We start from the raw sequence: 21,554 nt of genomic DNA, 5'->3' as shown, positions 1-21,554 counted from the left end.
ACCTGCTATATTTCGCTATCCTATATAGTAGGAAATACATGTCATTAGGTGCATAGGAATTACTATAGGGAAAACAGTTAAAAATCGGGAAATTTCTTATCTTCTAACGAATTTAATTTAAGTGAATTACTTACCCATTTATCTTAGAGGGTAAGAAGGAATTATGGTATTAATAAAATCTATATTTATATTGACAACATTTTTATAATAAATTAATTGATCATCTTATAATTGTTGTTTAATCTCTATTTAATTAATTTCAGTTAAGTCTAAATAATTTAGTTCATTATTGAAATAATAACGTAAGAAAGTATGAAAGATAAACCTGAATGGTGGAGATATGGATATACGCAATCTCAAAGCTTTTATCGTGTTAGCTGAAACACTTAATTATCATAAGGCTTCTCAAATACTACATATTTCTCAACCTGCACTGACTAAGAAAGTTAATGCACTGGAAGCGGAATTTGGGGCTCTTTTGTTTTCCAGAGGACCTGGTGGTACCAGATTGACTGATTTTGGACAAAAAACCTTTGAGAATGCTCAGAAATTACTGGGTCATTTTGAGCAATTTCAGATTCAGGTTAATCATGATTTGCAAGATGATGCGCCACATTACCTTTATGTTAGCTCTTGTTTTCCTATTTATGATTCTGGAAAAATGGAAGAGCGGATTTTTCTAGGTAGGAAGGAAAAAGCCGTGCTTGTGCTAATTACTGGTCTGACATTTGAGCAGCAAATGAATCTATTAAACTCTGGTTTATTACATATCGCCATTGTTCCTCTACCATTGACTTCATCACTTATGCCTAGAAAGATTTTTACTGAAAAACTCGTTTACCTTTTTAAAAAAGGGAGTGATTGGTTTCGGCATTTTACAGAATTAAGTGCTGAAATGGCATCGTTGTATCAGCTTATTGACATGGATGAGAATGATATCCCAATTGATTTTATTGATGGTATTAACGCATTTTCTATTTATGATAATAGTATGAATTTAATGTTAAAAACGAATGATATTATGGTAATGATTGAACTAATAATTAAACGTAATGGTTTTTCATTAATTCCGGAAAAAGTTATTCGCTCAATTCCATCACAATATTTGGATTTATTAGAAGTGTTAAAAACCGATATGGAGATTGATTTTGGTATCTTATGGAGTCCAATTATCAATTATGAATTGATAAATGAAACGGAGTTATTCTCTTCACTGATTGATAATGTGTAAAAGAGGCAGATTGAAAGATAACGGGTATATTGTAATGTAGAAGAGGGGAATGTTTTTATTAATTATCTAACCTCTGGTTAAATAATAATGATTTTGTTGTGCCTGATAAATCTATCATTATTATGAGGGTAAATCAGGTGAATATGAGATTGATGATGCCCTGGGTAAATCCAAGGCATAAGGATGTCAAAATGGTTTATTTTTACTGGGGTTTAATCCCTTTCAGGTGATAGACCAAGACCGTAAACGGGGTTACCCCTTTCGGCATCGGTAAGTTGCCATACACGACCTTAGCTAAAGCATAGGCATCAACTTCGGCCTCTTCACCCAACAATGGAAGCGCCTCACGCACTACGGCGGGTATATCATCGTCAGCGGTAAGTGTCAGTGTCGGAATAGCGCTTAAAGTGGCACCATCAACAATCTGCTCAGACAAAGCTAGTGAAACCGGTGCATCCTGATCCTTAATAGGGTGACCTTTCTTGACCACAAAGTACACCAAGCCATTGACTTTCTTTGCTGGCTTGCGTCCGGCAGTTTTCTTCGCAATCAGTGCTTCTCCCATCTTAACCTTGGCATTTACCTGTTTTTGTAATTGCTCCGCAAAGGTCAGGTAATATTTATCCATATCACTGCGTTTAAGCTGCATGCGATTGCGTAATCCATCAGTTAATCCGGCAGTCACTCGAACAGGATCCAGAGATAACCCACTTTCTGCATAACTCGCCAGTGTCTCTTTTAGCCCCGAGGCCATCGCTTGGCCCACGACATAGTCACGCTTACGGTTATCGCTATCGAGCGGTACACTCACGGATTTACTGGCTTTTACCGCTCGATCATTGGCTTGCACTAGTTGATAACGAGTAGAAACCAATGCCGTCTCTAACTGCTCTCGAACAATGTCAGCTTCTCTGAACTGTTTACGCACGGCCTCTAACTGCGTTTGTGCTTCTTTGAACTGATGCTGCGTAGCTGTCAGTAGGGTCTGATGGTCACTTAACTGTTTTTGTAATGTATCCTTTTGCTTCTGCACTTCTATCCTGACTGATTGGTGGTCAGATAGCTGCTTACGGCTCTTCTCTAGTTCAGTCTGGGAAGACTTCAACTCGGCGATACTATCGGTAAGTTGTCTCTTAAGCTTACGATTCTCTGCACGCAATACTTTACGGGCTGCTGCTTCGCTACCACCGGACGAGGCCCCCATACCAACAAGAATGGATGTTCCAACCGCATGCTTTGATGCACTTCTGTTTGAAGATGACTCACCAGATTTGGACTGTTGCGCCATTAGGGTACTCAGACCATAATCAGAATTACTGGCGCTTTCCATCAAGCTATCCACCGAGGGCGTACCGCCAGGAGGTGTATAGTTTCCACTTTCTGCTGCACTTACAATATCAACCGTTCCCAAAAAACCAATTAATAACCAGGCACAGCGATGAAGATGCATTCGTATACAGCTCATTGTGCATCTACCTGATTAATTAATGCCAATGATAAGTCGTTTTTTATACGATAACACAAACTGGTAAGAGCATACTGATACTTAGGACGTACTAAGTCATTGATATCCTCACTGATCCCGTTAGCCACCGCCAAATATTGACTACCCGTACGGGCAATGCGATCAAATTCGGCTTTGTAGCGTGTGTATTTAGTGCCGCTGAACTGCTTCAATGCCTCCAACTCGCGAGTACATTGTGCCAATTTACCGGAATTGCTGTCAGCAGAGGGCTGCACATTTCCGGTAAAACGACAATCACCGCCTCCAGATTCAGGGGGTAATGAAGAATGAACCAATGTCTTAGTGGTTGACGATACTTTTATTTTACTTGATGTCGGCACTCTCTTTGGTGTGAGCTCTTGAGCACATCCTGTTAAAAGAAATGCGGCTGCTAATAGTAGGTAGAAATAACAACCATAAGGTACAATGCAGCGCCTTGTTATTTTCCAAACCTGCAACATCACACATATATGTTTAAGAACAAACAAGTTATTCACCTTATTACTCCCCAGCATCATTAGTATCAAAACTAATTAAAAGCCATAATCACAATAACATCTCCTGAATAGGCACCTGCATCAACTTTACCCAATGATTGAAGTCTGGATGAAAAGGAAAATGAATAGAGATTATTTCCACTTACCGTTATTGGAACACCATTCCAAGCATTTGAGCCATTGATATCCACATCGGAGTAAAGTGTTTTTTTAGGATTTAAATAAATAAACTTTTCACCCGTTGAGGATTTTGTATATAAAGTCAGGTTAGCTGGCAATGTGCACTGCACATTTCCTGTTATCGTTTTCTTATTCCCGTTGAGATTTTCTTGCCCCAAATTGCCATGATCAATGACAGATGGCAAAGAAAGACTGCAAGATTGCTTGACTGATGGCACCTTGCCACAAACACTACCAGGCCACTGCTGTGCATCTGAATCACCTGTAGTAGGTTGGTGTCGAATATAAAACAATCCTACACAATCTGCTTCAGAGGATCGCAAAAGGAAATCTGATCGATATGGCAACGGAAATTTTTTTTTGTACTCCTCGGCTACCTTCTTCTTAGTCTTATATAGAGAGATTTCAAGACAATGATCCTCCATCTTACAGCTACCATACATCCCCGGGTTTACAGGGGCACTGCGATATTTCACATCTGGACCAACATAACAAAGCATAGAGTTGTAACATGGGTTTTGGTCTGTATCATTTTCCGTCCAGTCAACTATTTGTAGAACTACACGTGTGTCTCGACCACCAGCATTGACTTGGTACATGTCAATTGGCGTTACAAAGGCTCCTGCATTTACCTCTATAAATGGAACACCAGCCAATGTCATGAAAAAAACAAGATAGAAAAAGCCCCTCATATTCCCTCCATTTCACTCATAGTCCAACATAAACGTCGAAATAGCCGAGAACTTACCAAATACTATTGAGTGATTTTTGATAGCAGAAGGCTCCCCTTGCACATAGGCTTTAAAGTCCAGCGTGGCATTGCCATTATTTAAACTGTATTTTTTAACAGTCTTGTTTATCGAAATAGGTTCTCCAGCCAGAGACTCTATTCCAACCGCTGCCCCTGATGCTTGACTTCCCGGTTGAAAAGCCAAAAGCCCAGGAAGCTCATTATTTTCCTTACCTAGAAATTTTATATTCACCTCCCGAGCTCTTGTCACATCACAGTTTATGAGGTGAATTGAAAACGTTTTACTATGACTACGTTCATTTTGATAAAGGTGTTTTCCGGACACTGTATCGAAGTCCACGGTAATTGCATCATCTCCAGGCTGGATACCGCAAGCTTCTCTAAGTACATTAACTTTTATACGAACAATGGATTCAAATTTATCCTTCGCATTACACACTGAGCTTATCGAAAGCAAGAGCAACAACGCTTTAAGAACATGTAATCGGTTACGCCGACACAAGGACGGTATCAGTCCATCTCGATCTGGCTTTAGGATGGTGTTCATACATGCCTCCTTTACTGAGCTACCCCAATTTCAGCAAACATCTCAACCGGGTTTACTACTTTTCACGGTACAAGTGCCACCACTACAACCAAACACTAATTTTGGCCGACCACCGAAATCATTGATGAAAATCAGTACAGGATTGTTACCCATTGCTGACGCACTGCCACCCAACACAGCACTGCCTTTTGGTGGGATCATCATCGGATTAAAACCGGATACCGCTGTTCCATTTAGGCTGGACGATGCTGATGCGATGGTCACGTAGTATGGCGTCGGATTGTTCACTACATAGCGATCCCCTTGTCGAGTCATCGTCAACTTCTCCTGATAAGGATTTTCGTAGTCCGTGCGGCCAACAGTAATAGCCTTTGGCCGATAAAACAGTTTGATACGTGTTTGCAGCGCAATCTGCAATGTGTTGGGTTTGTTGGACTTTGGCGGAATTTCCCGGAGGTTGAAATAGAACAGCGTCTCTTTATCCTGAGACAACATGTTGATGCCCTGAGTGACTTGCAACTTCACTTGGCTTTTGGCTCCCGGCTCTACTCTTTGAAGTGGCGGTAGTGCAGTCAGTGGAGTGTTAATCTTGTTGCCATGCTCGTCCTCAATCCAAGCCTGCGCAAGATAGGGCAACTCTTTATTCTGGTTACTGATACTAAGGCTCATTGATCTATCTTCCCCATTAAACACCGCGCGGGTGCGATCGAGGGCAATAGCTGCATTAGCTTGCTGAACAGCCAGAATACCGGCCAACATGACAGCAGAAGCCGCCGCGTTTTTTTTCATTGTCATACTCATGCGGTTGTACTTATCTTTAGGCAACATTTCCATTCATCCACCCCACACTTTTATTAATCTTCTGGAAAGAACCACCACCCTTGGCTGGAATCGAGTGCGAATGCGCAAATATGGTTGATATCACGGCTATACCCGTCATCTTTCAAGTTGCCTCTTTGTTGGCTGCACTCACTCACCCCGGTCACATAGCTCTCTATGCTCCCGGGGATTCGCTCCCTTGCCGTCGCGATGCATCTTGAAATCCATAGGATATAAATCTAATCTCGCAGCACATACTTACGCGGCTTACGGTTCTCCACACCTGATTCTCCACACCTGAATTACCCATCCAGTTTGTCTTAACTCACCTGCCATTTTCGCCGCCGATCCTCGCTACGTTACCTGTGTTGGCTGGTGTAACAACTGTCTCTACAGCGTCACTACCATCATTCCCTTTAACACGCCGACAAGGTAACAACAGATTATTCATCAAGTTGGCTAGAAGAGATTGCGGTAATGTGATGAGACACTGTATGTGACCATCCCAATGCACACTCATGTTCTCGCCTGGATTAATGCCGGTTAACCATACACTTCCTTCATCATTCACGATGCCAGTTTGCATTTCACGTTCATTCATCACGATAGCGCCGAATGGAGGAGCCGTACCGTCTGTCAACTTAATAATGGCCATCGCCTTCTCGCCGGAGATCATCCCAAACTTGCGATAACCAATAGCGCCTTCCGTTAGCGTGCCTTGTACCACCGAGCGAGTTGCATCCACGTTATCCGCCAGTTGGTTCACGTCCACATTAACGCTGCTGCGGTAGTAACTGTTGATATCACTCACCACCGCTTTACCAAAAATGTTGGTATGGGTCACACTGCCATAACCGCGTATTGGTACACCACCAATCCCATCAGCGTCGAGCATCATGCGTGTTCCCCCTATCATGTTGATACGGTGTAGCGCAGCGCCATCTGCCGTTGCCGTCATTCCCCCCTGAAGTGACAGCCCCATAGCGCTATATTCACTTCCACGGAAATTGGCATTCGCTGTCAACTTAGCTATATCCCCCTCATGGGTGAAGTAACCACTGCCAATACTACGCCCACCCTGACCGTTACCGACATTAATCCGATATGCATTGTTGTCATCGATACGGTCATAGTAGCCCACAGTATTACTACTATTACGGCTAAGCTGACCGTCATAGGTTATTGTGCTATTTTCACCCCACGGTACAGCCATACTCAGATACAAACCGTCATCATTAGTGCCGTTGTACTGAGTCCGATATGCCGTTAGGCTCAGGCTGATGTTTTTAAAGCGTCCAATGTCGAAATAACGTGATAGTGACAGGTTATAAGTATCGTTGTTCGGACGGTCCCAATAGGTCTGATGGCCGTAGTTCAGATAAACACTAAGCCCCAATTCCTTAAACTGCTTGTTAAACGTGGTGGTATAGAACTCTTTACCTCTGCCATTATTGACACCGTAATAACGCGCCTCTAAATACTGTGACATGCTCATGAAGTTACGTTCTGAGAAACGGTAACCTGCAAATGTTATCTGGCTGTCGTATTCGTCAAAGCGTTTAGAATAGCTAACCCGATACGAACCTCCATGTTTGGTGTCATCATGCAGAAGCTGAGCTCGCGACTGCGTTATATCAAATGACAATGCACCAAACGCCAGCAAGTCACGGCCGATACCGATAGCCAGAGCGTTATAGCCCCTAGCCAGCAAAGCGCCTCCGTACAGCGACCAACCGTTGTTCACCCCCCAAGAGAATTCTCCGGTTGCAAAGCCCGGCCCTTTACTGCGATGCTTAATATCTGATGGCTTACCGGCGGCAATTTTGTAACGAACCATACCCGGACGTGTCAGATAGGGGACATTAGCGGTATTCACCTGAAAGGTCTGTACGCTGCCATCCTGCTCCTGTACCTTCACATCCAGCTTGCCATTCACCGCAGTATTCAGATCCTGAATACTGAAAGGGCCTGCTGCCACCTGAGTTTCATAAATCACACGCCCTTGCTGACTGATGGTCACCTTGGCGTTAGTCTTCGCCACCCCTGTCACTTCCGGCGCATAACCGCGCAGGTTCGGTGGCAGCATGTTGTCGTCCGATATCAGACTGGCTCCGATGTAACGGAAACTGTCAAACATCCCAGAGTTGAGGTAGTCTTCCGCCAACGTCAGCTTGGCACGCAGAGCGGCTATCACACGGTAGGCGTAATAGCGGCTCCACTCCCAGCTTTGCTGGGCACTTCCTACCTGTCCCGTAGTATGGCTGTACTGCACTTGCCAATCAGCCCGCAGACGCCAAGGTCCCAAGTTGGCCCCAGCTGTTCCGTTACCACTTAAAGATTGCGCTTGGCTGCCTGCGCCTGACTGATTTGTCACCTGTGCATTGACGCTGTAGTCAAACAACATACCGGAGATCCCATTATCCCAACGTGACGGCGGATCCCAGTTTTCTACGGTATATTCTAAGTAAGCCTGCGGCATGCTGATGTATAGTGCCCCAGCGCCCAAGTCACCTCGAACTTCCATACCTTTCAGAGAAGCTATTTCTAGGCATTGGCCGTTATACCACCAAGTAAGCTGACGGATTGCATCCGCTTTAAGCCCCAGTTGATCAACCATCTTCGGCGTCAGGCACGCTTCACTGCCTTTTGGATCATGATCAGGAGCAATGAACTGCACTGTCTGCTCGGGCAATTCGTTTTTATTCAAGCGTAATACCATCTGGTAGCTACCTTGCATAATGTAGCCAGCATGGGAAAACTGACTTAAGTCAATACGCGCCCGATCCTTGACATCAAGAACATCCGTGTTGAATTCCACCCTATCGGCAGCCTTGACCACCTGCACGCGACAAAGAGCCAACAAGATACACAGTGCCACCGAGCTATCCCTCGCTCCACAAAGTAACGATGGCATGATGGGTCCTTTCATCAGAAATAATCCAGTTTGAAACGTATCATGGTGTGGAGGACCTCGGCGCGTAACACTTGGTGAGCTGTTACCAGACGTAAAGTATAATCCAGCCGCATTGAGCCTATTTGCAGATCCTCTACAGGCATGGGTTTGCCCGGCGCGACTACCGCTCCTGTACTGTCCGATATCTGTAATCCCACACCACTCGCCTCGCCATTTATGCTAAATAGGTCGTTACGAGCAGCCGCACCATCAAAAGTCACTTGAAAGTATGACCTGCTCAGGCGATTCAGTAATACGGGAGCCAACAGGCAATTAATCAACTGTATACTTAAAAGCCGTACCGGCCCGTGACCACTGCGGATAATTTGTCCGACCAAAATAGATGATATGTCGATGGTCTGATCTTGATTGCCCAAAGCAATTGTACAGGGTGTATCAATGATGGAGCCTTGCATGTTGACGCGGCCGTGCTCTTGGTTGATAGCGGTTGCCATAAATGACAATATCAGACTGGTTAGCACTAACAACGTCAGCAGGGAAGGCAACATCTTAGAACAGGTTGGACGGCTAAGAAGAGTCATCTCGCTCTCCAAAATTTGGTTTACCGGCAAATTCATTTCCCTAATCTTGTAGGGACCCCTCTTTCCCGCTGTTTCCCCTGTCAGCCTGAAGGCTAGGCAACCGCGGGAAAGAGAAACAGATAGACTTTCCAACGCACAGAAAGGCTTCTTTCAACACCTTTATTGGTAAGCCAGAGTGAAGTTAGCCACAGCGGTGAAATCACCAGGAACGATAGTCGTAGAAGCCCCGTCACCTTGTAAGAAAGCAGCGAAGCGCATGGTAGAGTCGGAACCATCGGTGATGATTGTGGGTGAGCTCTGTTGTCCTAGTTTGATAAGCTTGGCGTTATCGTTGGTGATACCAATAGCCGCACCAGAGGCCGAACCAACAATTGCCAGTAGGTCCTTATTCACAGCAGAGGGTACCCCAGAGAAAGTCGCCATTACAGTCCTCTTTTCCAAGCCGTTAGCATCACAGTCTAGTAAGCGGATATTAAAAGGAACCGGGGTGGACTTACCGCCTCCTGCCAGTGCTTTGTTGGAAATCTGCCCCAGTTTCACAGTCTGATCGTCATCACCGGGGTGGATTGAACAAGGCGCATCGATAATAGAACCTTCAAAAGTCACTTTTCCGTGGCCTTGGTTAGTACTTTTAGTTTTGGGGGAAGGCTCGGGGGCCGCATTGACAGAACCTGCTGCTAGGGTTACACCCAATCCGAGAGCCATAACCAATTTATTCAATTTCATGTGAGTTAATTCCTTAACTTAAGGATAAGATACCCATAACCATACAAAAGTAGCAGTGTAGGATTTTAACTCCTACACCAGATATCCAATGCAAAAAGGGTCTTAAAATCTCATATCAACATTTTTTAAAACCAAACAAAATGCACCAAACTGTTTTGTTTAGTTATAAATACTAAAATGCATAATATTTTGGAATTAATATCCAAAAATAGACATTAATTTAAATTTATAAACTTTCCAATTGATTGATCTCTGATCAAGCTCAAACAAACCAACTAATTTTTTATAAAATAATATTGATAAAATATTAAAAGTCATAAAAAGATATTAAAAAAACCATATATTACAAATGGTTAAATGTTGTCGGTCTGGAGAGGTACAATAGTTGACTTAGGTGATAGTTTTGTGTAAAACTATTCACAGTTTGGTGCATTCTGTTTAGTTTTTTGTTGTAAAATAGTTTCTTAATTTTTAATAAAAATTCTACATCCTGATATTTTCTATCAAAAAATCACTGTTCAATGATATATATAATTTTATATTTATATATAAAAAATATTTGTTTCTTTCTTATGATAAATAAATGGAATTTTAGATCAGTAATTCCATAAAATCTCTATTAATTGATATAGTTATTTAGATTAATATTCTCTATCGGTAACTATCTGCCCAAATCTCACAGGAATTATTTTCATGAAGAAGCGTAAGTTCTTAACCAGACATGAAATTGATGCGATTTTAGAAAAAGCACGTCAGGGGCGTCATGCTGAGCGGGATTATTGCATGCTACTCATGTGTTTTATTCATGGATTTAGAGTCAGTGAGCTATGTAATCTGACACTATCCGATCTTGATCTTAGCTCGGAAATTATTCACGTAAGGCGATTAAAAGGAGGACTATCAACAACACATCCATTGGTGCCTGAAGAACTTAATGCGTTAAATCAATGGATTAATATCCGTAAGAGCTGGAGAGAATCAGACACATCGTGGGTTTTTTTATCACAAAAATCAGGTGCGATTTCACGCTATCAGGTTTATAGTTTGTTAAAACGTTATGGCAGGCAAGCATTAGTCGATATTTCGCCTCATCCACATATGTTAAGACATGCCTGCGGCTATGCTCTTGCTGATTTGGGAAGAGATACACGCCTTATTCAGGATTATCTCGGTCACCGCAATATATCCCACACTGTTATTTACACAGCAAGCAATGTAAAACGGTTCTCCAATATATGGGAAATTCCTTCAAAAGGATTCAGTTAATACCCTCTTTTTATAAAATATGTTGTGATATGAGAAATTTTTTCTCTTATAACAAAAAAATGTCATCTGATGATAAGAAATCCTCATTAATGTTGAGCTAATGAGGATTTTTCATTATTCAATGATAATAATGAATATCATTGAATGCTGATTTTTTGATTTATTAGGGGATAATACATGACGTTATTAAATAACAATGTGAATTTTAACTGATATCCAAGGATTAATTGAAATTATCTTGAATTTTTGACTCAATGACAGATTCACTTATCGAAAAATAAAGCGGATTGTTTTTTCCGCTTTATTTTTTTATTGAATGATAATTTGTAAAATCATTTATCCTTCAAACTCTTGTGTTATTTTTTCAAGCTGTTCTTGAATTTCCATCCATGCTAATTCAATTTCTTCCAATTTTAATTTGGTCTGATTTTGTTTTTGCAGATATTCAGTTAATTCGACTTTACGGCTGCTATCATAGATAGCGCTGTCTAAAAGTTGATTTTCGAGTGCAACCAATTCGCCACCCAGTTTCTCCATCTGTTTTTCAAAATTAGCCAGTTGCTTACGCAATGGTTGCGTTTGGTTACGGAAGTCAGCTTGACGCCGTTTTTGATCTTTTCTTTCCTGAGCACTTTGGCTGGATGTCTCTTTTTCCTTATCGTTGTTTTCACGTATTTGCTGATTTTGTTGACGTTGTTGATCTATCAGCCATTGTTGATAATCTTCTAAATCGCCGTTGAATGATTCTACCCGGCCATCATGAACCAGATACAACTCATCGGTTGTTGAACGTAATAGATGTCGGTCGTGAGAAACCACAACCAATGCACCGTCAAAGTCGATCAAAGCTTCTGTCAGTGCCTGACGCATATCCAGGTCGAGGTGGTTCGTTGGTTCATCGAGTAACAGGAGGTTAGGGCGTTGCCAGACCATCAATGCCAAAACCAAACGTGCTTTTTCTCCCCCGGAAAAACGCCCACTTGGGTCAGTCACTTGATCACCTTTGAAACCAAAGCCGCCCAGATAATCTCTAAGTTGTTGTTCTGTTTCCTGTTGCGCAATGCGGACTAAATGCTGTAATGGTGATTCATCAGCACGTAAATATTCCAGTTGATGCTGGGCGAAATATCCCAGTTTAATCCCTTTAGCTAATTCTACCGTTCCACTCTGAGATTGCAGTTCGCCAGCCAGTAGTTTAATTAACGTGGATTTACCCGCACCATTACGGCCAAGCAGGCCAATGCGGGAGCCGGGAACCAGATTCAGTTTGATGGAATTTAAAACGGTCCGTTCGCCATAGCCTGCGCTGACTTTTTCCATTTTCAGGAGTGGGTTTGGCAGACTTTCCGGTTTACGGAAACTGAAATGAAATGGGTTATCAACATGGGCAGGAGCGATTAATTCCATCCGCTCTAACATCTTGATACGGCTCTGAGCTTGTTTGGCTTTGCTGGCCTTGGCACGGAAACGGTCAATATAACTTTGCAGATGGGCAACTTTCTCTTGCTGACTTTTATAAAGGGCCTGTTGTTGCGCCAGTTTGGTGGCGCGCTGGCGTTCGAAAGATGAGTAGTTGCCACTGTACTCAAATAGGGATTGTTGTTCTATATGGAGGATCTTATCGGCAATCGGGTCAAGAAAATCCCGATCATGGGAGATAAGGATTAATGTTCCGGGGTAGCTTTTCAGCCATTTTTCCAACCAGATAACCGCATCCAGATCAAGATGGTTAGTCGGTTCATCAAGCAACAGTAAATCAGAACGGCAGAGTAGTGCCTGAGCCAGATTGAGGCGCATGCGCCATCCGCCGGAAAATGCACGTACAGGTTGATCAAGTTGCTCTTGAGAGAAACCTAAACCGTGCAGTAGACTTGATGCTCTTGAACGGATCGTCCAGGCTTGAATCGTGTCTAATTGACCATGCAGATGAGCAATCAGATTACCTTCATTTTTTTCATTGGCTATCCGCAGTTGTTGTTCCAGTTGACGGAATTCACGATCACCATCAATGACATATTCCAGAGCGGGTATTTCCAGTGCTGGCGTTTCCTGATTCACCCAAGAAAGTGCCCAGTTACTGGGAAAAGTGAATGTGCCTGTTTCAGCCTGAAGCTCATTTTTTAATAGTGCAAGTAGGGTAGATTTACCACAGCCATTTTTCCCTACCAGACCAACTTTCTGCCCGGGATTGATAGTGGCGCTGGCATTGTCCAGCAGAACACGAGTTCCGCGACGAATTTGTAATGAAGAGAAAACAATCATAAGTATCGTTTGTATAGAATATGTTAAATTAGCAATAACAGATAGTAAGCGTTTTATTTTATAACGTTCGTATGCATGGTAACGGAAAATACGTGTTCTGACACGTTCTTGAGGAGGGAACGATGTTACAGCCGCCTAAAGTCCTGCTGCTGTATTGATGTGGCTCACATATCTCGTATAAAAGAGGCACGACGGGAACTGGAAGAGCTATTCGAACGAGAAATGCTGAGTGAACGTCGTCAACCGGATGGTTGGAATGAGTATGAATACATGAATAATAGCGGAGCAAATCATGTCAGTAAGCCGTAAGAGATTTATTGCCGGTGCTGTCTGTCCAGAATGTCACTCTCAGGACACGCTGGCAATGTGGCAAGAAGATCAGGTGGATGTGGTGGAATGTGTCCATTGTGGTCACCAACAACGCCAGACTGATGAGAAAGTGAGCTCTCATGTCAGAAAGCAGGAGCAGGTTATTGGTATTTTTACCCCACAGTAATTATGTGAATATTAGCGCGAGTGAGTACAGAGACTGAAAATTCCGCTACAATTGGTAAAAATTTTTAGACCCACGGGTAGGAGATGTCATGAAAGTAGCAAAAGACTTGGTAGTCAGCCTGGCTTATCAAGTAAGAACGGAAGATGGTGTTTTAGTTGATGAGTCACCGGCGAGTGCGCCGTTGGACTATCTGCATGGCCGTGGTTCACTGATCAGCGGTTTGGAAAAGGCGCTAGAAGGCCGTGAGGCGGGTGAGAGTTTTGATGTCAGCGTACAGGCTGATGATGCCTATGGTCAGTATGATGACAATCTGGTTCAGCGTGTGCCAAAAGATGTCTTTGTTGGTGTTGATGAACTGGAAGTTGGCATGCGTTTCCTGGCTGATACCGATATGGGGCCAGTACCCGTAGAAATTACAGCAGTTGAAGGTGAGCATGTTGTGGTTGATGGTAACCATATGCTGGCGGGTCAGAATCTGAAATTCAATGTTGAAGTCATTGCCATTCGTGAAGCGACCGAAGAAGAGCTGGCTCATGGCCATGTTCATGGTGCTCATGGTCACGAACATGGTGAGGGGTGCTGTGGTGGTCACGGCGATGACGACAGTCATCATCACCATAATGAAGGACACGGATGCTGCGGTGGCGGTGGTTGCCACTGATAAGCTGAAGCGGATAGTGGGCTTTTAATATTTAAAAAAAGCGGGGCAAGTTTGGAATAGTTAGTTTCAGTGCTTGCCCTAATTTATTGTAATTTAATGTCTTTTCTAGTAATGAGGCGGAGGTGTTTCCTCAGATTGTGAAGCGATCATTGAGGGTTGAGTGGCTTTCAATCGTTCTGTCATCAACCGCAAATGCTCTCTTAATTTAGTGATCTCCATTTGCTGTTCAGTCACTACCTGATTTAATTCTTCGATAGTTCTTTCTTGAAAGGCCATTCGACTTTCCAAACACTCAAGCCGTTGCTCAAATTTTGACAGATCCATGATTTTCTCCCGTTTCAGGTCCTGTATTGCCTGTGTTAGATGCCTCATATTAATTAAGAGTAGCCTACTATGCCCAGAATATTCTGTGAAATGCGGTTGTTATGAAACCTCTAGTCATTTATGTTGTCCTAATAAGTTTGGGGCACTAAAAAACGGCAAATATTGTGTTGTGCTCCTGTAGACGGTTATAGTGACTTGATTGCATAACTTTTGCTGACGGTAAAATCCCCCAAAGCTATTGGAGAAACAGATGAAATCATTGTTTAAAGTTACCCTGCTTGCTACCACATTAGCGATGGCTTTCAGCGCCCCTCAGGTGTTGGCGGCTAAAGCAGATAGCCAGAGTAGTACAGAATTGAACAGCGCATTTAAAACAGAAGATCAGCAAAATGCTTATGCTCTGGGCGCATCTTTAGGGCGTTATATGCAAAACACCCTGAAAGAACAGAAATCTCTGGGTATCCCATTGGATAAAGATCAATTGTTATCGGGTGTGCAGGATGCTTTCAATAATAAGAGCAAACTGACTGACAGCGAAATTGAAAATACGCTGCGTGCATTTGAAGGTAAAGTGAAGTCTGCTGCTGAAGCTAAGATGGAAAAAGAAGCCAGCGAGAATGAAGCTAAAGGCGTTAAATATCGTGAAGAATTTGCTAAGGAAAAGGGTGTCGTTAAGAGTAAAACCGGCCTTTTGTATAAAATAGAGAAGGAAGGCAGTGGTAAGAAGCCTGTGGCAAGCGACACGGTAGTTGTGAACTACCGGGGGACATTGATTGACGGTAAAGAGTTCGATAGTTCCTATAAGCGTAATGAACCCCTTTCTATTCGCCTGGATAGCGTTATCCCAGGTTGGACAGAAGGTTTACAGAATGTGAAAAAAGGCGGAAAAATTAAACTGGTTATTCCACCAGAGCTGGCCTATGGTAAAGCGGATCTGCCGGGTATTCCTGCAAATTCGACACTAGTATTTGATATTGAGCTGCTGGATGTTAAAGCGGAGACCAAAGCTAAGTAAGCTATTTAGCTGTTCGCTAAATATCTTTGATCAATACGGATAAAACCGTTGGTAGAGATTCTGTCAACGGTTTTTTGTTACTGAAAGCTGTGATAGAGCCCAAATGTCTGAGTAGCAATGGCTTGACGATAATGTCATGTGGTTTTAACGTCAATATTTCATGTGGATGCAAAGATCTTTGATTGAGATCTCTGTTAATCTGCAATAATTGAATTTTCACAAGAAATTTTTATAGGTTTATCACGTTGTGTTTTTAGCAAGACGTTGTCTGCGATTGAAGGATGGTGTATTTAATGTCTAACCCGTTATTATCTGGTGATATCAGTGATGTCGATTTACTGGAAAACCAACCGTTTACTGAAACGGATCACGAAATTTTAAAGTCTTATGAAGCCGCAGTTGATGGCTTGGCTATGCTAATTGGTGGGCATTGCGAGATTGTCCTTCATTCATTGGAAGATCTTAAATGTTCAGCTGTCAGAATAGCCAACGGAGAACATACAGGTCGTAAGATAGGTTCACCTATCACTGATCTTGCATTGCGTATGTTACATGACATTACAGACGAAGACTGTAGTGCATCCAAAGCCTATTTTACCCGAGCGAAAAGCGGTTCATTGATGAAGTCAGTCACAATTGCGATCCGCAACCGGAACCGCCGAGTGATCGGCCTCTTGTGCATTAATATGAATCTCGATGTCCCTTTCTCTGAAATTATTCAGACATTTATTCCAGAGGAAACACATGATGTCGCTCCAAATGTAAATTTTGCCTCATCTGTGGATGATTTGGTTGCGCAAACGCTTGAATATACTATCGAAGAAGTCAATATTGATCGCAGTGTATCCAATAATGCCAAGAACAGACAGGTGGTTCTAAATCTCTATGAGAAAGGCATTTTTGATATTAAAGATGCAATCAATCAGGTTGCTGAGCGTTTAAATATTTCTAAGCATACTGTTTACCTCTATATTCGCCAGTTTAAAAATGGTGAATGTTTAGGGCCTGAGCGGTAATGTCTTCGCTGTCTTATTGTCTGCTGGTTACGGGGCCCGCATATGGTACCCAACAAGCCAGCAGTGCTTACCAATTCGCGCAAGCCTTGATTACGATGGGGCATAAACTTAATACCGTATTTTTTTATCGGGAAGGGGTTTATAACGGCAATCAATTGACCTCACCAGCCAGTGATGAGTTTGATTTGGTTAGCGCATGGCAGATGATGGCAACAGAGCATCGGTTTAGCATGCACATTTGTATTGCCGCTGCCCTTCGCCGTGGTGTTATTGATGCTCAGCAGGCGAGTGAGTTGAATTTACCGGTAGCAAACCTCGCGGAAGGGTTTGAATTAAGTGGATTGGGCACACTAGCTGAAGCTATGTTGATTTGCGACCGTGTGGTGCAATTCTAAGAGGCAAAAATGAAAAAAATTGCTTTTGTCTTCACTAAAACACCCCATGGTGATGCAGGGGGTCGAGAAGGTTTAGATGCATTGCTGGCCACTTCGGCATTAACAGAAAAGGTAGGGGTATTTTTTATTTCTGACGGTGTACTTCAACTACTACCCAATCAGCAGCCTGACAGAATTCTCGCCAGAAACTATATCGCTACTTTTAAGGTGTTGCCTTTGTACGATATTGAAGAATGTTATTTGTGCCAGGAAGATCTTGTTATGCGTGGATTAAGCTCAGTCAATCATTTTGTTCTGGATGCGAAAGTGATACCCGCAGAAACGATCCGTGAGAAACTGGTTGACTATGATGTTGTGCTGACATTCTGAGCTATTGGAAGGACAATGAGATGCTATATACTGTTGGCCGATCGCCTTATCAATGTGATTTCAATGTGATATCCAAGCTGCTTGCCCGTGGTGATGACATCTTGTTTATTCAGGATGGTGTACTGGCAGGTATTGAGGGTAATTGCTATCTGTCGGCGTTGATCAGTTGTGGTGCTGCCTTGTATGCACTGAAAGAAGATATTGAGGCGCGGGGATTGGACGATCAGGTTTCAGACAAAGTGCAAGTGATCGACTATACTGACTTTGTTAACCTGACGGTAAAACACCATCAACAATTCGCTTGGTAGTTGAGAAAAAGCTGTATATTTCTTGACACCTTGGCGAGTCAGCCATAAAATTCCGCGTCCTCGTGTTTTGCCGTTAGGGCAGACAAGAGATTTAATCCGTGTTTACGAAGCAAAAAAACCAGGAGTTTTTTTAATAATGGCAACTATTAACCAGCTGGTGCGCAAACCCCGTAGCATGAAGGTTGCAAAAAGCAACGTTCCTGCTCTGGAAGCTTGCCCGCAGAAGCGTGGCGTATGTACTCGCGTATATACCACCACCCCTAAAAAACCAAACTCTGCACTGCGTAAAGTATGTCGTGTGCGTTTGACTAACGGTTACGAAGTTTCTTCTTACATCGGTGGTGAAGGCCACAACTTGCAAGAACACTCCGTAATTCTGATCCGTGGCGGTCGTGTTAAAGACTTGCCAGGTGTGCGTTACCACACTGTTCGCGGTGCACTGGACTGTTCCGGTGTTAAAGACCGTAAACAAGGTCGTTCTAAGTACGGTGTGAAGAAGCCAAAAGCTTAATGGTACTCCGTTAAGTAAGGCCAAACATTATTTACCTTAATGTCAAAATAAACTCGTAGAGTTTTGGACAACCCTGAATTCGAAACGGAGTATTTCCATGCCACGTCGTCGTGTAATTGGTCAGCGTAAAATTTTGCCAGATCCAAAGTTTGGATCTGAATTACTGGCCAAATTCGTCAATATCCTGATGGTAGATGGTAAAAAATCTACTGCGGAAGCAATTGTATATAGTGCGCTTGAGACCCTGGCTCAGCGTTCTGGTAAAGAGCACCTGGAAGCATTTGAACTTGCATTAGATAATGTGCGTCCAACCGTGGAAGTTAAGTCCCGCCGTGTTGGTGGTTCTACTTATCAGGTACCAGTTGAAGTTCGTCCGGTTCGTCGCAATGCGTTAGCAATGCGTTGGATCGTTGAAGCTGCTCGTAAACGCGGTGATAAATCTATGGCCCTGCGCCTGGCGAACGAATTATCTGATGCAGCCGAAAATAAAGGCACTGCTGTTAAGAAACGTGAAGACGTTCACCGTATGGCAGAAGCTAACAAGGCGTTCGCACACTACCGTTGGTAATCCCATCGTAGTGATGATGCCCTGGGTGGCTGTTCTGCCACCCAGATTTACATTGAACGTCCTAGGAATAGAGGAATCAAATGGCTCGTACAACACCCATTGCACGCTACCGTAACATCGGTATCAGTGCACACATCGACGCCGGTAAAACCACCACTACCGAACGTATTCTGTTCTACACTGGTGTAAACCATAAGATCGGTGAAGTTCATGATGGCGCTGCTACTATGGACTGGATGGAACAGGAGCAGGAGCGTGGTATTACCATCACCTCCGCAGCAACAACTGCTTTCTGGTCAGGTATGGCTAAGCAGTTTGATGCGCATCGTATCAACATCATCGACACCCCAGGGCACGTTGACTTCACCATCGAAGTAGAACGTTCCATGCGTGTTCTTGATGGTGCCGTAATGGTTTATTGTGCGGTTGGTGGTGTTCAGCCACAGTCCGAAACCGTATGGCGTCAAGCAAATAAATATAGAGTTCCACGTATCGCGTTCGTTAACAAAATGGACCGTATGGGAGCGAATTTCTTACGCGTTGTTGAGCAGCTCAAAACTCGCTTGGCGGCAAACCCAGTACCTCTGCAATTAGCCATTGGTGCAGAAGATGCGTTCACCGGTGTTGTTGACTTGGTGAAAATGAAAGCCATCAACTGGAACGATGAAGATCAGGGAACCACCTTCACTTACGAAGATATCCCAGCTGATATGCAGGATCTGGCGGAAGAATGGCGTAGCAATTTGATTGAAGCCGCTGCGGAAGCATCAGAAGAACTGATGGAAAAATACCTTGGCGGTGAAGAACTGACTGAAGAAGAGATCAAAGCTGGTCTACGTCATCGTGTTCTGACTAACGAAATCATCCTGGTTACCTGTGGTTCTGCATTTAAGAACAAAGGTGTTCAGGCAATGCTGGATGCAGTTATTGAGTACCTGCCAGCACCAACGGATGTTGAATCCATTAAAGGTATTCTGCCAGACGGTAAAGATACGTCAGCAGAGCGTCATTCTGACGACAACGAACCATTTTCGGCACTGGCGTTTAAAATCGCTACTGACCCGTTCGTTGGTAACTTGACCTTCTTCCGTGTCTACTCTGGTGTGGTTAACTCCGGTGATACCGTTCTTAACCCAGTGAAAGACAGAAAAGAGCGTTTTGGCCGTATCGTTCAGATGCATGCTAATAAACGTGAAGAAATTAAAGAAGTTCGTGCAGGTGACATCGCTGCTGCGATTGGCCTGAAAGATGTGACTACCGGTGATACGCTGTGTGATATCAACGCACCAATTATCCTGGAGCGTATGGAATTCCCAGAGCCAGTCATCTCTGTTGCTATCGAGCCAAAAACTAAAGCTGACCAGGAAAAAATGGGTATCGCTTTAGGTCGTCTGGCTCAAGAAGACCCATCATTCCGCGTGTCTACCGATGAAGAGTCTGGTCAGACTATTATTGCCGGTATGGGTGAGCTTCACTTGGATGTTCTGGTTGACCGTATGCGTCGTGAGTTCAAAGTTGAAGCGAACGTCGGTAAACCTCAGGTTGCTTACCGTGAAACCATCCGTTCTACTGTTGAACAAGAAGGTAAATTTGTTCGTCAGTCTGGTGGTCGTGGTCAGTTTGGTCACGTATGGCTGCGTATTGAGCCAATGGAACCAGGTGGCGTAGGCTATGAATTTGCCAACGAAATCGTTGGTGGTGTTGTTCCTAAAGAATATATCCCAGCAGTAGATAAGGGTATTCAGGAACAAATGAAAAATGGTGTTCTGGCCGGTTACCCGATTGTTGACGTTAAAGTGGCACTGTTCGATGGTTCTTACCACGAAGTGGACTCTTCTGAAATGGCGTTCAAAATCGCAGGTTCTATGGGCTTCAAAGAAGGCTTTATGAAGGCGAAACCAGCTCTGCTGGAGCCTATCATGAAAGTTGAAGTTGAAACACCAGAAGATTACATGGGTGACGTTATCGGTGACCTAAACCGCCGCCGTGGTATGATTGATGGTATGGAAGATATGACTACCGGTAAAATCGTACGTGCTCAGGTACCATTATCTGAAATGTTTGGTTATGCTACTGACCTGCGTTCTCAGACCCAAGGTCGTGCTTCTTACTCCATGGAGTTCCTGAAGTACAATGAAGCGCCGAGCAACGTCGCTCAGGCTATTATCGAAGCTCGTAAAGCTAAATAAGCTTTTCGGGTTTAATATCTAGATTTAGCTCCCTCCCAATATAACGAGGGAGCGATATTAAGGAATAGAGTCGTGTCTAAAGAAAAATTTGAACGTAAAAAACCGCACGTTAACGTTGGTACTATCGGCCACGTTGACCATGGTAAAACTACCCTGACTGCTGCCATCACTACTGTACTGGCTAAAACCTTCGGTGGTAACGCTCGCGCATTCGACCAGATTGATAACGCGCCAGAAGAAAAAGCGCGTGGTATCACCATCTCTACTTCTCACGTAGAATATGATACGCCAAGCCGTCACTATGCGCACGTTGACTGCCCAGGCCACGCCGACTACGTGAAAAACATGATCACCGGTGCGGCTCAGATGGACGGCGCAATCCTGGTAGTTGCCGCGACTGACGGTCCAATGCCACAGACGCGTG

The 21,554-nt window shown here is 43.6% G+C and carries 26 protein-coding genes; 15 read left to right on the top strand and 11 right to left on the bottom strand.

Features of this window, described 5'->3' with window-relative positions:
• Window positions 1–340: 340 nt before the first annotated feature.
• On the top strand, window positions 341–1,231 hold the full coding sequence (locus tag AACQ38_RS17080; protein WP_011144796.1) for a LysR family transcriptional regulator: 891 nt from the start codon (window positions 341–343) through the stop codon (window positions 1,229–1,231).
• 202 nt (window positions 1,232–1,433) lie between these two features.
• Here AACQ38_RS17080 and AACQ38_RS17075 read toward each other — a convergent pair whose 3' ends face one another.
• The 9 genes from AACQ38_RS17075 to AACQ38_RS17035 form a co-directional block, all read right to left on the bottom strand.
• The gene (locus tag AACQ38_RS17075; protein ID WP_165578651.1) at window positions 1,434–2,696 is read right to left on the bottom strand and encodes an FKBP-type peptidyl-prolyl cis-trans isomerase N-terminal domain-containing protein; all 1,263 of its coding nucleotides are present in this window, start codon (window positions 2,694–2,696) and stop codon (window positions 1,434–1,436) included.
• On the bottom strand, window positions 2,693–3,232 hold the full coding sequence (locus AACQ38_RS17070) for a hypothetical protein (protein ID WP_165578650.1): 540 nt from the start codon (window positions 3,230–3,232) through the stop codon (window positions 2,693–2,695). The genes AACQ38_RS17075 and AACQ38_RS17070 overlap by 4 nt, the downstream gene beginning before the upstream one ends.
• 32 nt (window positions 3,233–3,264) lie before the next feature.
• A complete protein-coding gene (locus AACQ38_RS17065; RefSeq protein ID WP_165578649.1) occupies window positions 3,265–4,104 on the bottom strand; it encodes an MrpH family fimbial adhesin in 840 nt (279 codons plus the stop codon).
• A 12-nt stretch (window positions 4,105–4,116) separates the two neighbouring features.
• Window positions 4,117–4,710, bottom strand: a complete 594-nt coding sequence (locus tag AACQ38_RS17060; protein ID WP_165578648.1) for a fimbrial protein — start codon at window positions 4,708–4,710, stop codon at window positions 4,117–4,119.
• A 42-nt stretch (window positions 4,711–4,752) separates the two neighbouring features.
• Window positions 4,753–5,499 carry a fimbria/pilus periplasmic chaperone gene (locus AACQ38_RS17055; RefSeq protein WP_228985296.1) on the bottom strand — a complete coding sequence of 249 codons (747 nt, stop codon included), beginning with the start codon at window positions 5,497–5,499 and terminating at the stop codon, window positions 4,753–4,755.
• A gap of 65 nt (window positions 5,500–5,564) precedes the next feature.
• Window positions 5,565–5,696 carry a hypothetical protein gene (locus tag AACQ38_RS17050; protein WP_255562391.1) on the bottom strand — a complete coding sequence of 44 codons (132 nt, stop codon included), beginning with the start codon at window positions 5,694–5,696 and terminating at the stop codon, window positions 5,565–5,567.
• Between the two features lie 158 nt (window positions 5,697–5,854).
• Window positions 5,855–8,443 carry an outer membrane usher protein gene (locus tag AACQ38_RS17045; protein WP_165578647.1) on the bottom strand — a complete coding sequence of 863 codons (2,589 nt, stop codon included), beginning with the start codon at window positions 8,441–8,443 and terminating at the stop codon, window positions 5,855–5,857.
• A 14-nt stretch (window positions 8,444–8,457) separates the two neighbouring features.
• Window positions 8,458–9,024 (bottom strand): fimbrial protein, encoded by a 567-nt coding sequence (locus tag AACQ38_RS17040; protein WP_049789725.1) that lies wholly within the window; start codon window positions 9,022–9,024, stop codon window positions 8,458–8,460.
• A gap of 159 nt (window positions 9,025–9,183) precedes the next feature.
• Window positions 9,184–9,750: a fimbrial protein gene (locus tag AACQ38_RS17035; RefSeq protein WP_165578646.1), complete on the bottom strand. Its 567-nt coding sequence runs from the start codon at window positions 9,748–9,750 to the stop codon at window positions 9,184–9,186.
• Window positions 9,751–10,443: 693 nt separating this feature from the next.
• Here AACQ38_RS17035 and AACQ38_RS17030 point away from each other — a divergent pair.
• Together AACQ38_RS17030 and AACQ38_RS24145 are read left to right on the top strand one after the other, a co-directional pair.
• Window positions 10,444–11,016 carry a tyrosine-type DNA invertase gene (locus AACQ38_RS17030; protein WP_011144805.1) on the top strand — a complete coding sequence of 191 codons (573 nt, stop codon included), beginning with the start codon at window positions 10,444–10,446 and terminating at the stop codon, window positions 11,014–11,016.
• Window positions 10,986–11,117, top strand: coding sequence for a hypothetical protein (locus tag AACQ38_RS24145; RefSeq protein ID WP_445260629.1), 132 nt, complete (start codon window positions 10,986–10,988; stop codon window positions 11,115–11,117). Before AACQ38_RS17030 ends, AACQ38_RS24145 begins: the two co-directional genes overlap by 31 nt.
• Before the next feature lie 235 nt (window positions 11,118–11,352).
• Here the strand turns inward: AACQ38_RS24145 and AACQ38_RS17025 are convergent, their stop codons facing one another.
• A complete protein-coding gene (locus AACQ38_RS17025; protein ID WP_011144806.1) occupies window positions 11,353–13,278 on the bottom strand; it encodes an ABC transporter ATP-binding protein in 1,926 nt (641 codons plus the stop codon).
• Window positions 13,279–13,437: 159 nt separating this feature from the next.
• Here AACQ38_RS17025 and AACQ38_RS17020 point away from each other — a divergent pair, with 159 nt between their 5' ends.
• The 3 genes from AACQ38_RS17020 (at window position 13,438) to slyD (ending at window position 14,435) form a co-directional block, all read left to right on the top strand.
• Window positions 13,438–13,587, top strand: a complete 150-nt coding sequence (locus AACQ38_RS17020; RefSeq protein ID WP_228957132.1) for a potassium transporter KefB — start codon at window positions 13,438–13,440, stop codon at window positions 13,585–13,587.
• Window positions 13,571–13,774: a YheV family putative zinc ribbon protein gene (locus AACQ38_RS17015; protein ID WP_011144807.1), complete on the top strand. Its 204-nt coding sequence runs from the start codon at window positions 13,571–13,573 to the stop codon at window positions 13,772–13,774. The genes AACQ38_RS17020 and AACQ38_RS17015 overlap by 17 nt, the downstream gene beginning before the upstream one ends.
• An 88-nt stretch (window positions 13,775–13,862) precedes the next feature.
• On the top strand, window positions 13,863–14,435 hold the full coding sequence (slyD, locus tag AACQ38_RS17010) for a peptidylprolyl isomerase (RefSeq protein WP_011144808.1): 573 nt from the start codon (window positions 13,863–13,865) through the stop codon (window positions 14,433–14,435).
• 105 nt (window positions 14,436–14,540) lie between these two features.
• Here the strand turns inward: slyD and AACQ38_RS17005 are convergent, their stop codons facing one another.
• On the bottom strand, window positions 14,541–14,759 hold the full coding sequence (locus AACQ38_RS17005; protein WP_011144809.1) for a protein SlyX: 219 nt from the start codon (window positions 14,757–14,759) through the stop codon (window positions 14,541–14,543).
• Window positions 14,760–15,009: 250 nt separating this feature from the next.
• Here AACQ38_RS17005 and fkpA point away from each other — a divergent pair, with 250 nt between their 5' ends.
• The 9 genes from fkpA to AACQ38_RS16960 form a co-directional block, all read left to right on the top strand.
• Window positions 15,010–15,774, top strand: a complete 765-nt coding sequence (fkpA, locus tag AACQ38_RS17000) for an FKBP-type peptidyl-prolyl cis-trans isomerase (RefSeq protein WP_011144810.1) — start codon at window positions 15,010–15,012, stop codon at window positions 15,772–15,774.
• Window positions 15,775–16,067: 293 nt separating this feature from the next.
• On the top strand, window positions 16,068–16,790 hold the full coding sequence (locus AACQ38_RS16995; protein WP_036779966.1) for a helix-turn-helix transcriptional regulator: 723 nt from the start codon (window positions 16,068–16,070) through the stop codon (window positions 16,788–16,790).
• On the top strand, window positions 16,790–17,185 hold the full coding sequence (gene tusD, locus AACQ38_RS16990) for a sulfurtransferase complex subunit TusD (protein ID WP_011144812.1): 396 nt from the start codon (window positions 16,790–16,792) through the stop codon (window positions 17,183–17,185). The genes AACQ38_RS16995 and tusD overlap by 1 nt, the downstream gene beginning before the upstream one ends.
• A gap of 9 nt (window positions 17,186–17,194) precedes the next feature.
• The gene (gene tusC, locus AACQ38_RS16985) at window positions 17,195–17,554 is read left to right on the top strand and encodes a sulfurtransferase complex subunit TusC (RefSeq protein WP_165578645.1); all 360 of its coding nucleotides are present in this window, start codon (window positions 17,195–17,197) and stop codon (window positions 17,552–17,554) included.
• Between the two features lie 20 nt (window positions 17,555–17,574).
• Complete coding sequence (gene tusB / locus AACQ38_RS16980) at window positions 17,575–17,862, top strand: sulfurtransferase complex subunit TusB (RefSeq protein ID WP_011144814.1); 288 nt, start codon at window positions 17,575–17,577, stop codon at window positions 17,860–17,862.
• A 136-nt stretch (window positions 17,863–17,998) separates the two neighbouring features.
• Window positions 17,999–18,373 carry a 30S ribosomal protein S12 gene (gene rpsL, locus AACQ38_RS16975; RefSeq protein WP_011144815.1) on the top strand — a complete coding sequence of 125 codons (375 nt, stop codon included), beginning with the start codon at window positions 17,999–18,001 and terminating at the stop codon, window positions 18,371–18,373.
• A gap of 97 nt (window positions 18,374–18,470) precedes the next feature.
• Window positions 18,471–18,941 carry a 30S ribosomal protein S7 gene (rpsG, locus tag AACQ38_RS16970; protein WP_011144816.1) on the top strand — a complete coding sequence of 157 codons (471 nt, stop codon included), beginning with the start codon at window positions 18,471–18,473 and terminating at the stop codon, window positions 18,939–18,941.
• An 80-nt stretch (window positions 18,942–19,021) separates the two neighbouring features.
• On the top strand, window positions 19,022–21,130 hold the full coding sequence (gene fusA / locus AACQ38_RS16965; protein WP_011144817.1) for an elongation factor G: 2,109 nt from the start codon (window positions 19,022–19,024) through the stop codon (window positions 21,128–21,130).
• Window positions 21,131–21,202: 72 nt separating this feature from the next.
• On the top strand, window positions 21,203–21,554 hold a 352-nt coding region (locus tag AACQ38_RS16960; protein WP_192880129.1), incomplete at its 3' end, for a GTP-binding protein.

Source organism: Photorhabdus sp. RW14-46 (assembly GCF_963887965.1).
Classification (GTDB): Bacteria; Pseudomonadota; Gammaproteobacteria; order Enterobacterales; family Enterobacteriaceae; genus Photorhabdus; species Photorhabdus laumondii.
The sequence above is the reverse complement of the archived record's forward strand: the minus strand, read 5'-3'. Positions and strand labels throughout refer to the sequence as shown.

Bases quoted from the DNA above. Each gene is read 5' to 3' on its own strand.
- AACQ38_RS17080 (WP_011144796.1), top strand. From the start codon at position 341: ATGGATATACGCAATCTCAAAGCTTTTATCGTGTTAGCTGAAACACTT.
- AACQ38_RS17075 (WP_165578651.1), bottom strand. From the start codon at position 2,696: ATGAGCTGTATACGAATGCATCTTCATCGCTGTGCCTGGTTATTAATT.
- AACQ38_RS17065 (WP_165578649.1), bottom strand. From the start codon at position 4,104: ATGAGGGGCTTTTTCTATCTTGTTTTTTTCATGACATTGGCTGGTGTT.
- AACQ38_RS17060 (WP_165578648.1), bottom strand. From the start codon at position 4,710: ATGAACACCATCCTAAAGCCAGATCGAGATGGACTGATACCGTCCTTG.
- AACQ38_RS17055 (WP_228985296.1), bottom strand. From the start codon at position 5,499: ATGAAAAAAAACGCGGCGGCTTCTGCTGTCATGTTGGCCGGTATTCTG.
- AACQ38_RS17045 (WP_165578647.1), bottom strand. From the start codon at position 8,443: ATGCCATCGTTACTTTGTGGAGCGAGGGATAGCTCGGTGGCACTGTGT.
- AACQ38_RS17040 (WP_049789725.1), bottom strand. From the start codon at position 9,024: ATGACTCTTCTTAGCCGTCCAACCTGTTCTAAGATGTTGCCTTCCCTG.
- AACQ38_RS17035 (WP_165578646.1), bottom strand. From the start codon at position 9,750: ATGAAATTGAATAAATTGGTTATGGCTCTCGGATTGGGTGTAACCCTA.
- AACQ38_RS17030 (WP_011144805.1), top strand. From the start codon at position 10,444: ATGAAGAAGCGTAAGTTCTTAACCAGACATGAAATTGATGCGATTTTA.
- AACQ38_RS24145 (WP_445260629.1), top strand. From the start codon at position 10,986: ATGGGAAATTCCTTCAAAAGGATTCAGTTAATACCCTCTTTTTATAAA.
- AACQ38_RS17025 (WP_011144806.1), bottom strand. From the start codon at position 13,278: ATGATTGTTTTCTCTTCATTACAAATTCGTCGCGGAACTCGTGTTCTG.
- AACQ38_RS17015 (WP_011144807.1), top strand. From the start codon at position 13,571: ATGTCAGTAAGCCGTAAGAGATTTATTGCCGGTGCTGTCTGTCCAGAA.
- slyD (WP_011144808.1), top strand. From the start codon at position 13,863: ATGAAAGTAGCAAAAGACTTGGTAGTCAGCCTGGCTTATCAAGTAAGA.
- AACQ38_RS17005 (WP_011144809.1), bottom strand. From the start codon at position 14,759: ATGGATCTGTCAAAATTTGAGCAACGGCTTGAGTGTTTGGAAAGTCGA.
- fkpA (WP_011144810.1), top strand. From the start codon at position 15,010: ATGAAATCATTGTTTAAAGTTACCCTGCTTGCTACCACATTAGCGATG.
- AACQ38_RS16995 (WP_036779966.1), top strand. From the start codon at position 16,068: ATGTCTAACCCGTTATTATCTGGTGATATCAGTGATGTCGATTTACTG.
- tusD (WP_011144812.1), top strand. From the start codon at position 16,790: ATGTCTTCGCTGTCTTATTGTCTGCTGGTTACGGGGCCCGCATATGGT.
- tusC (WP_165578645.1), top strand. From the start codon at position 17,195: ATGAAAAAAATTGCTTTTGTCTTCACTAAAACACCCCATGGTGATGCA.
- tusB (WP_011144814.1), top strand. From the start codon at position 17,575: ATGCTATATACTGTTGGCCGATCGCCTTATCAATGTGATTTCAATGTG.
- rpsL (WP_011144815.1), top strand. From the start codon at position 17,999: ATGGCAACTATTAACCAGCTGGTGCGCAAACCCCGTAGCATGAAGGTT.
- rpsG (WP_011144816.1), top strand. From the start codon at position 18,471: ATGCCACGTCGTCGTGTAATTGGTCAGCGTAAAATTTTGCCAGATCCA.
- fusA (WP_011144817.1), top strand. From the start codon at position 19,022: ATGGCTCGTACAACACCCATTGCACGCTACCGTAACATCGGTATCAGT.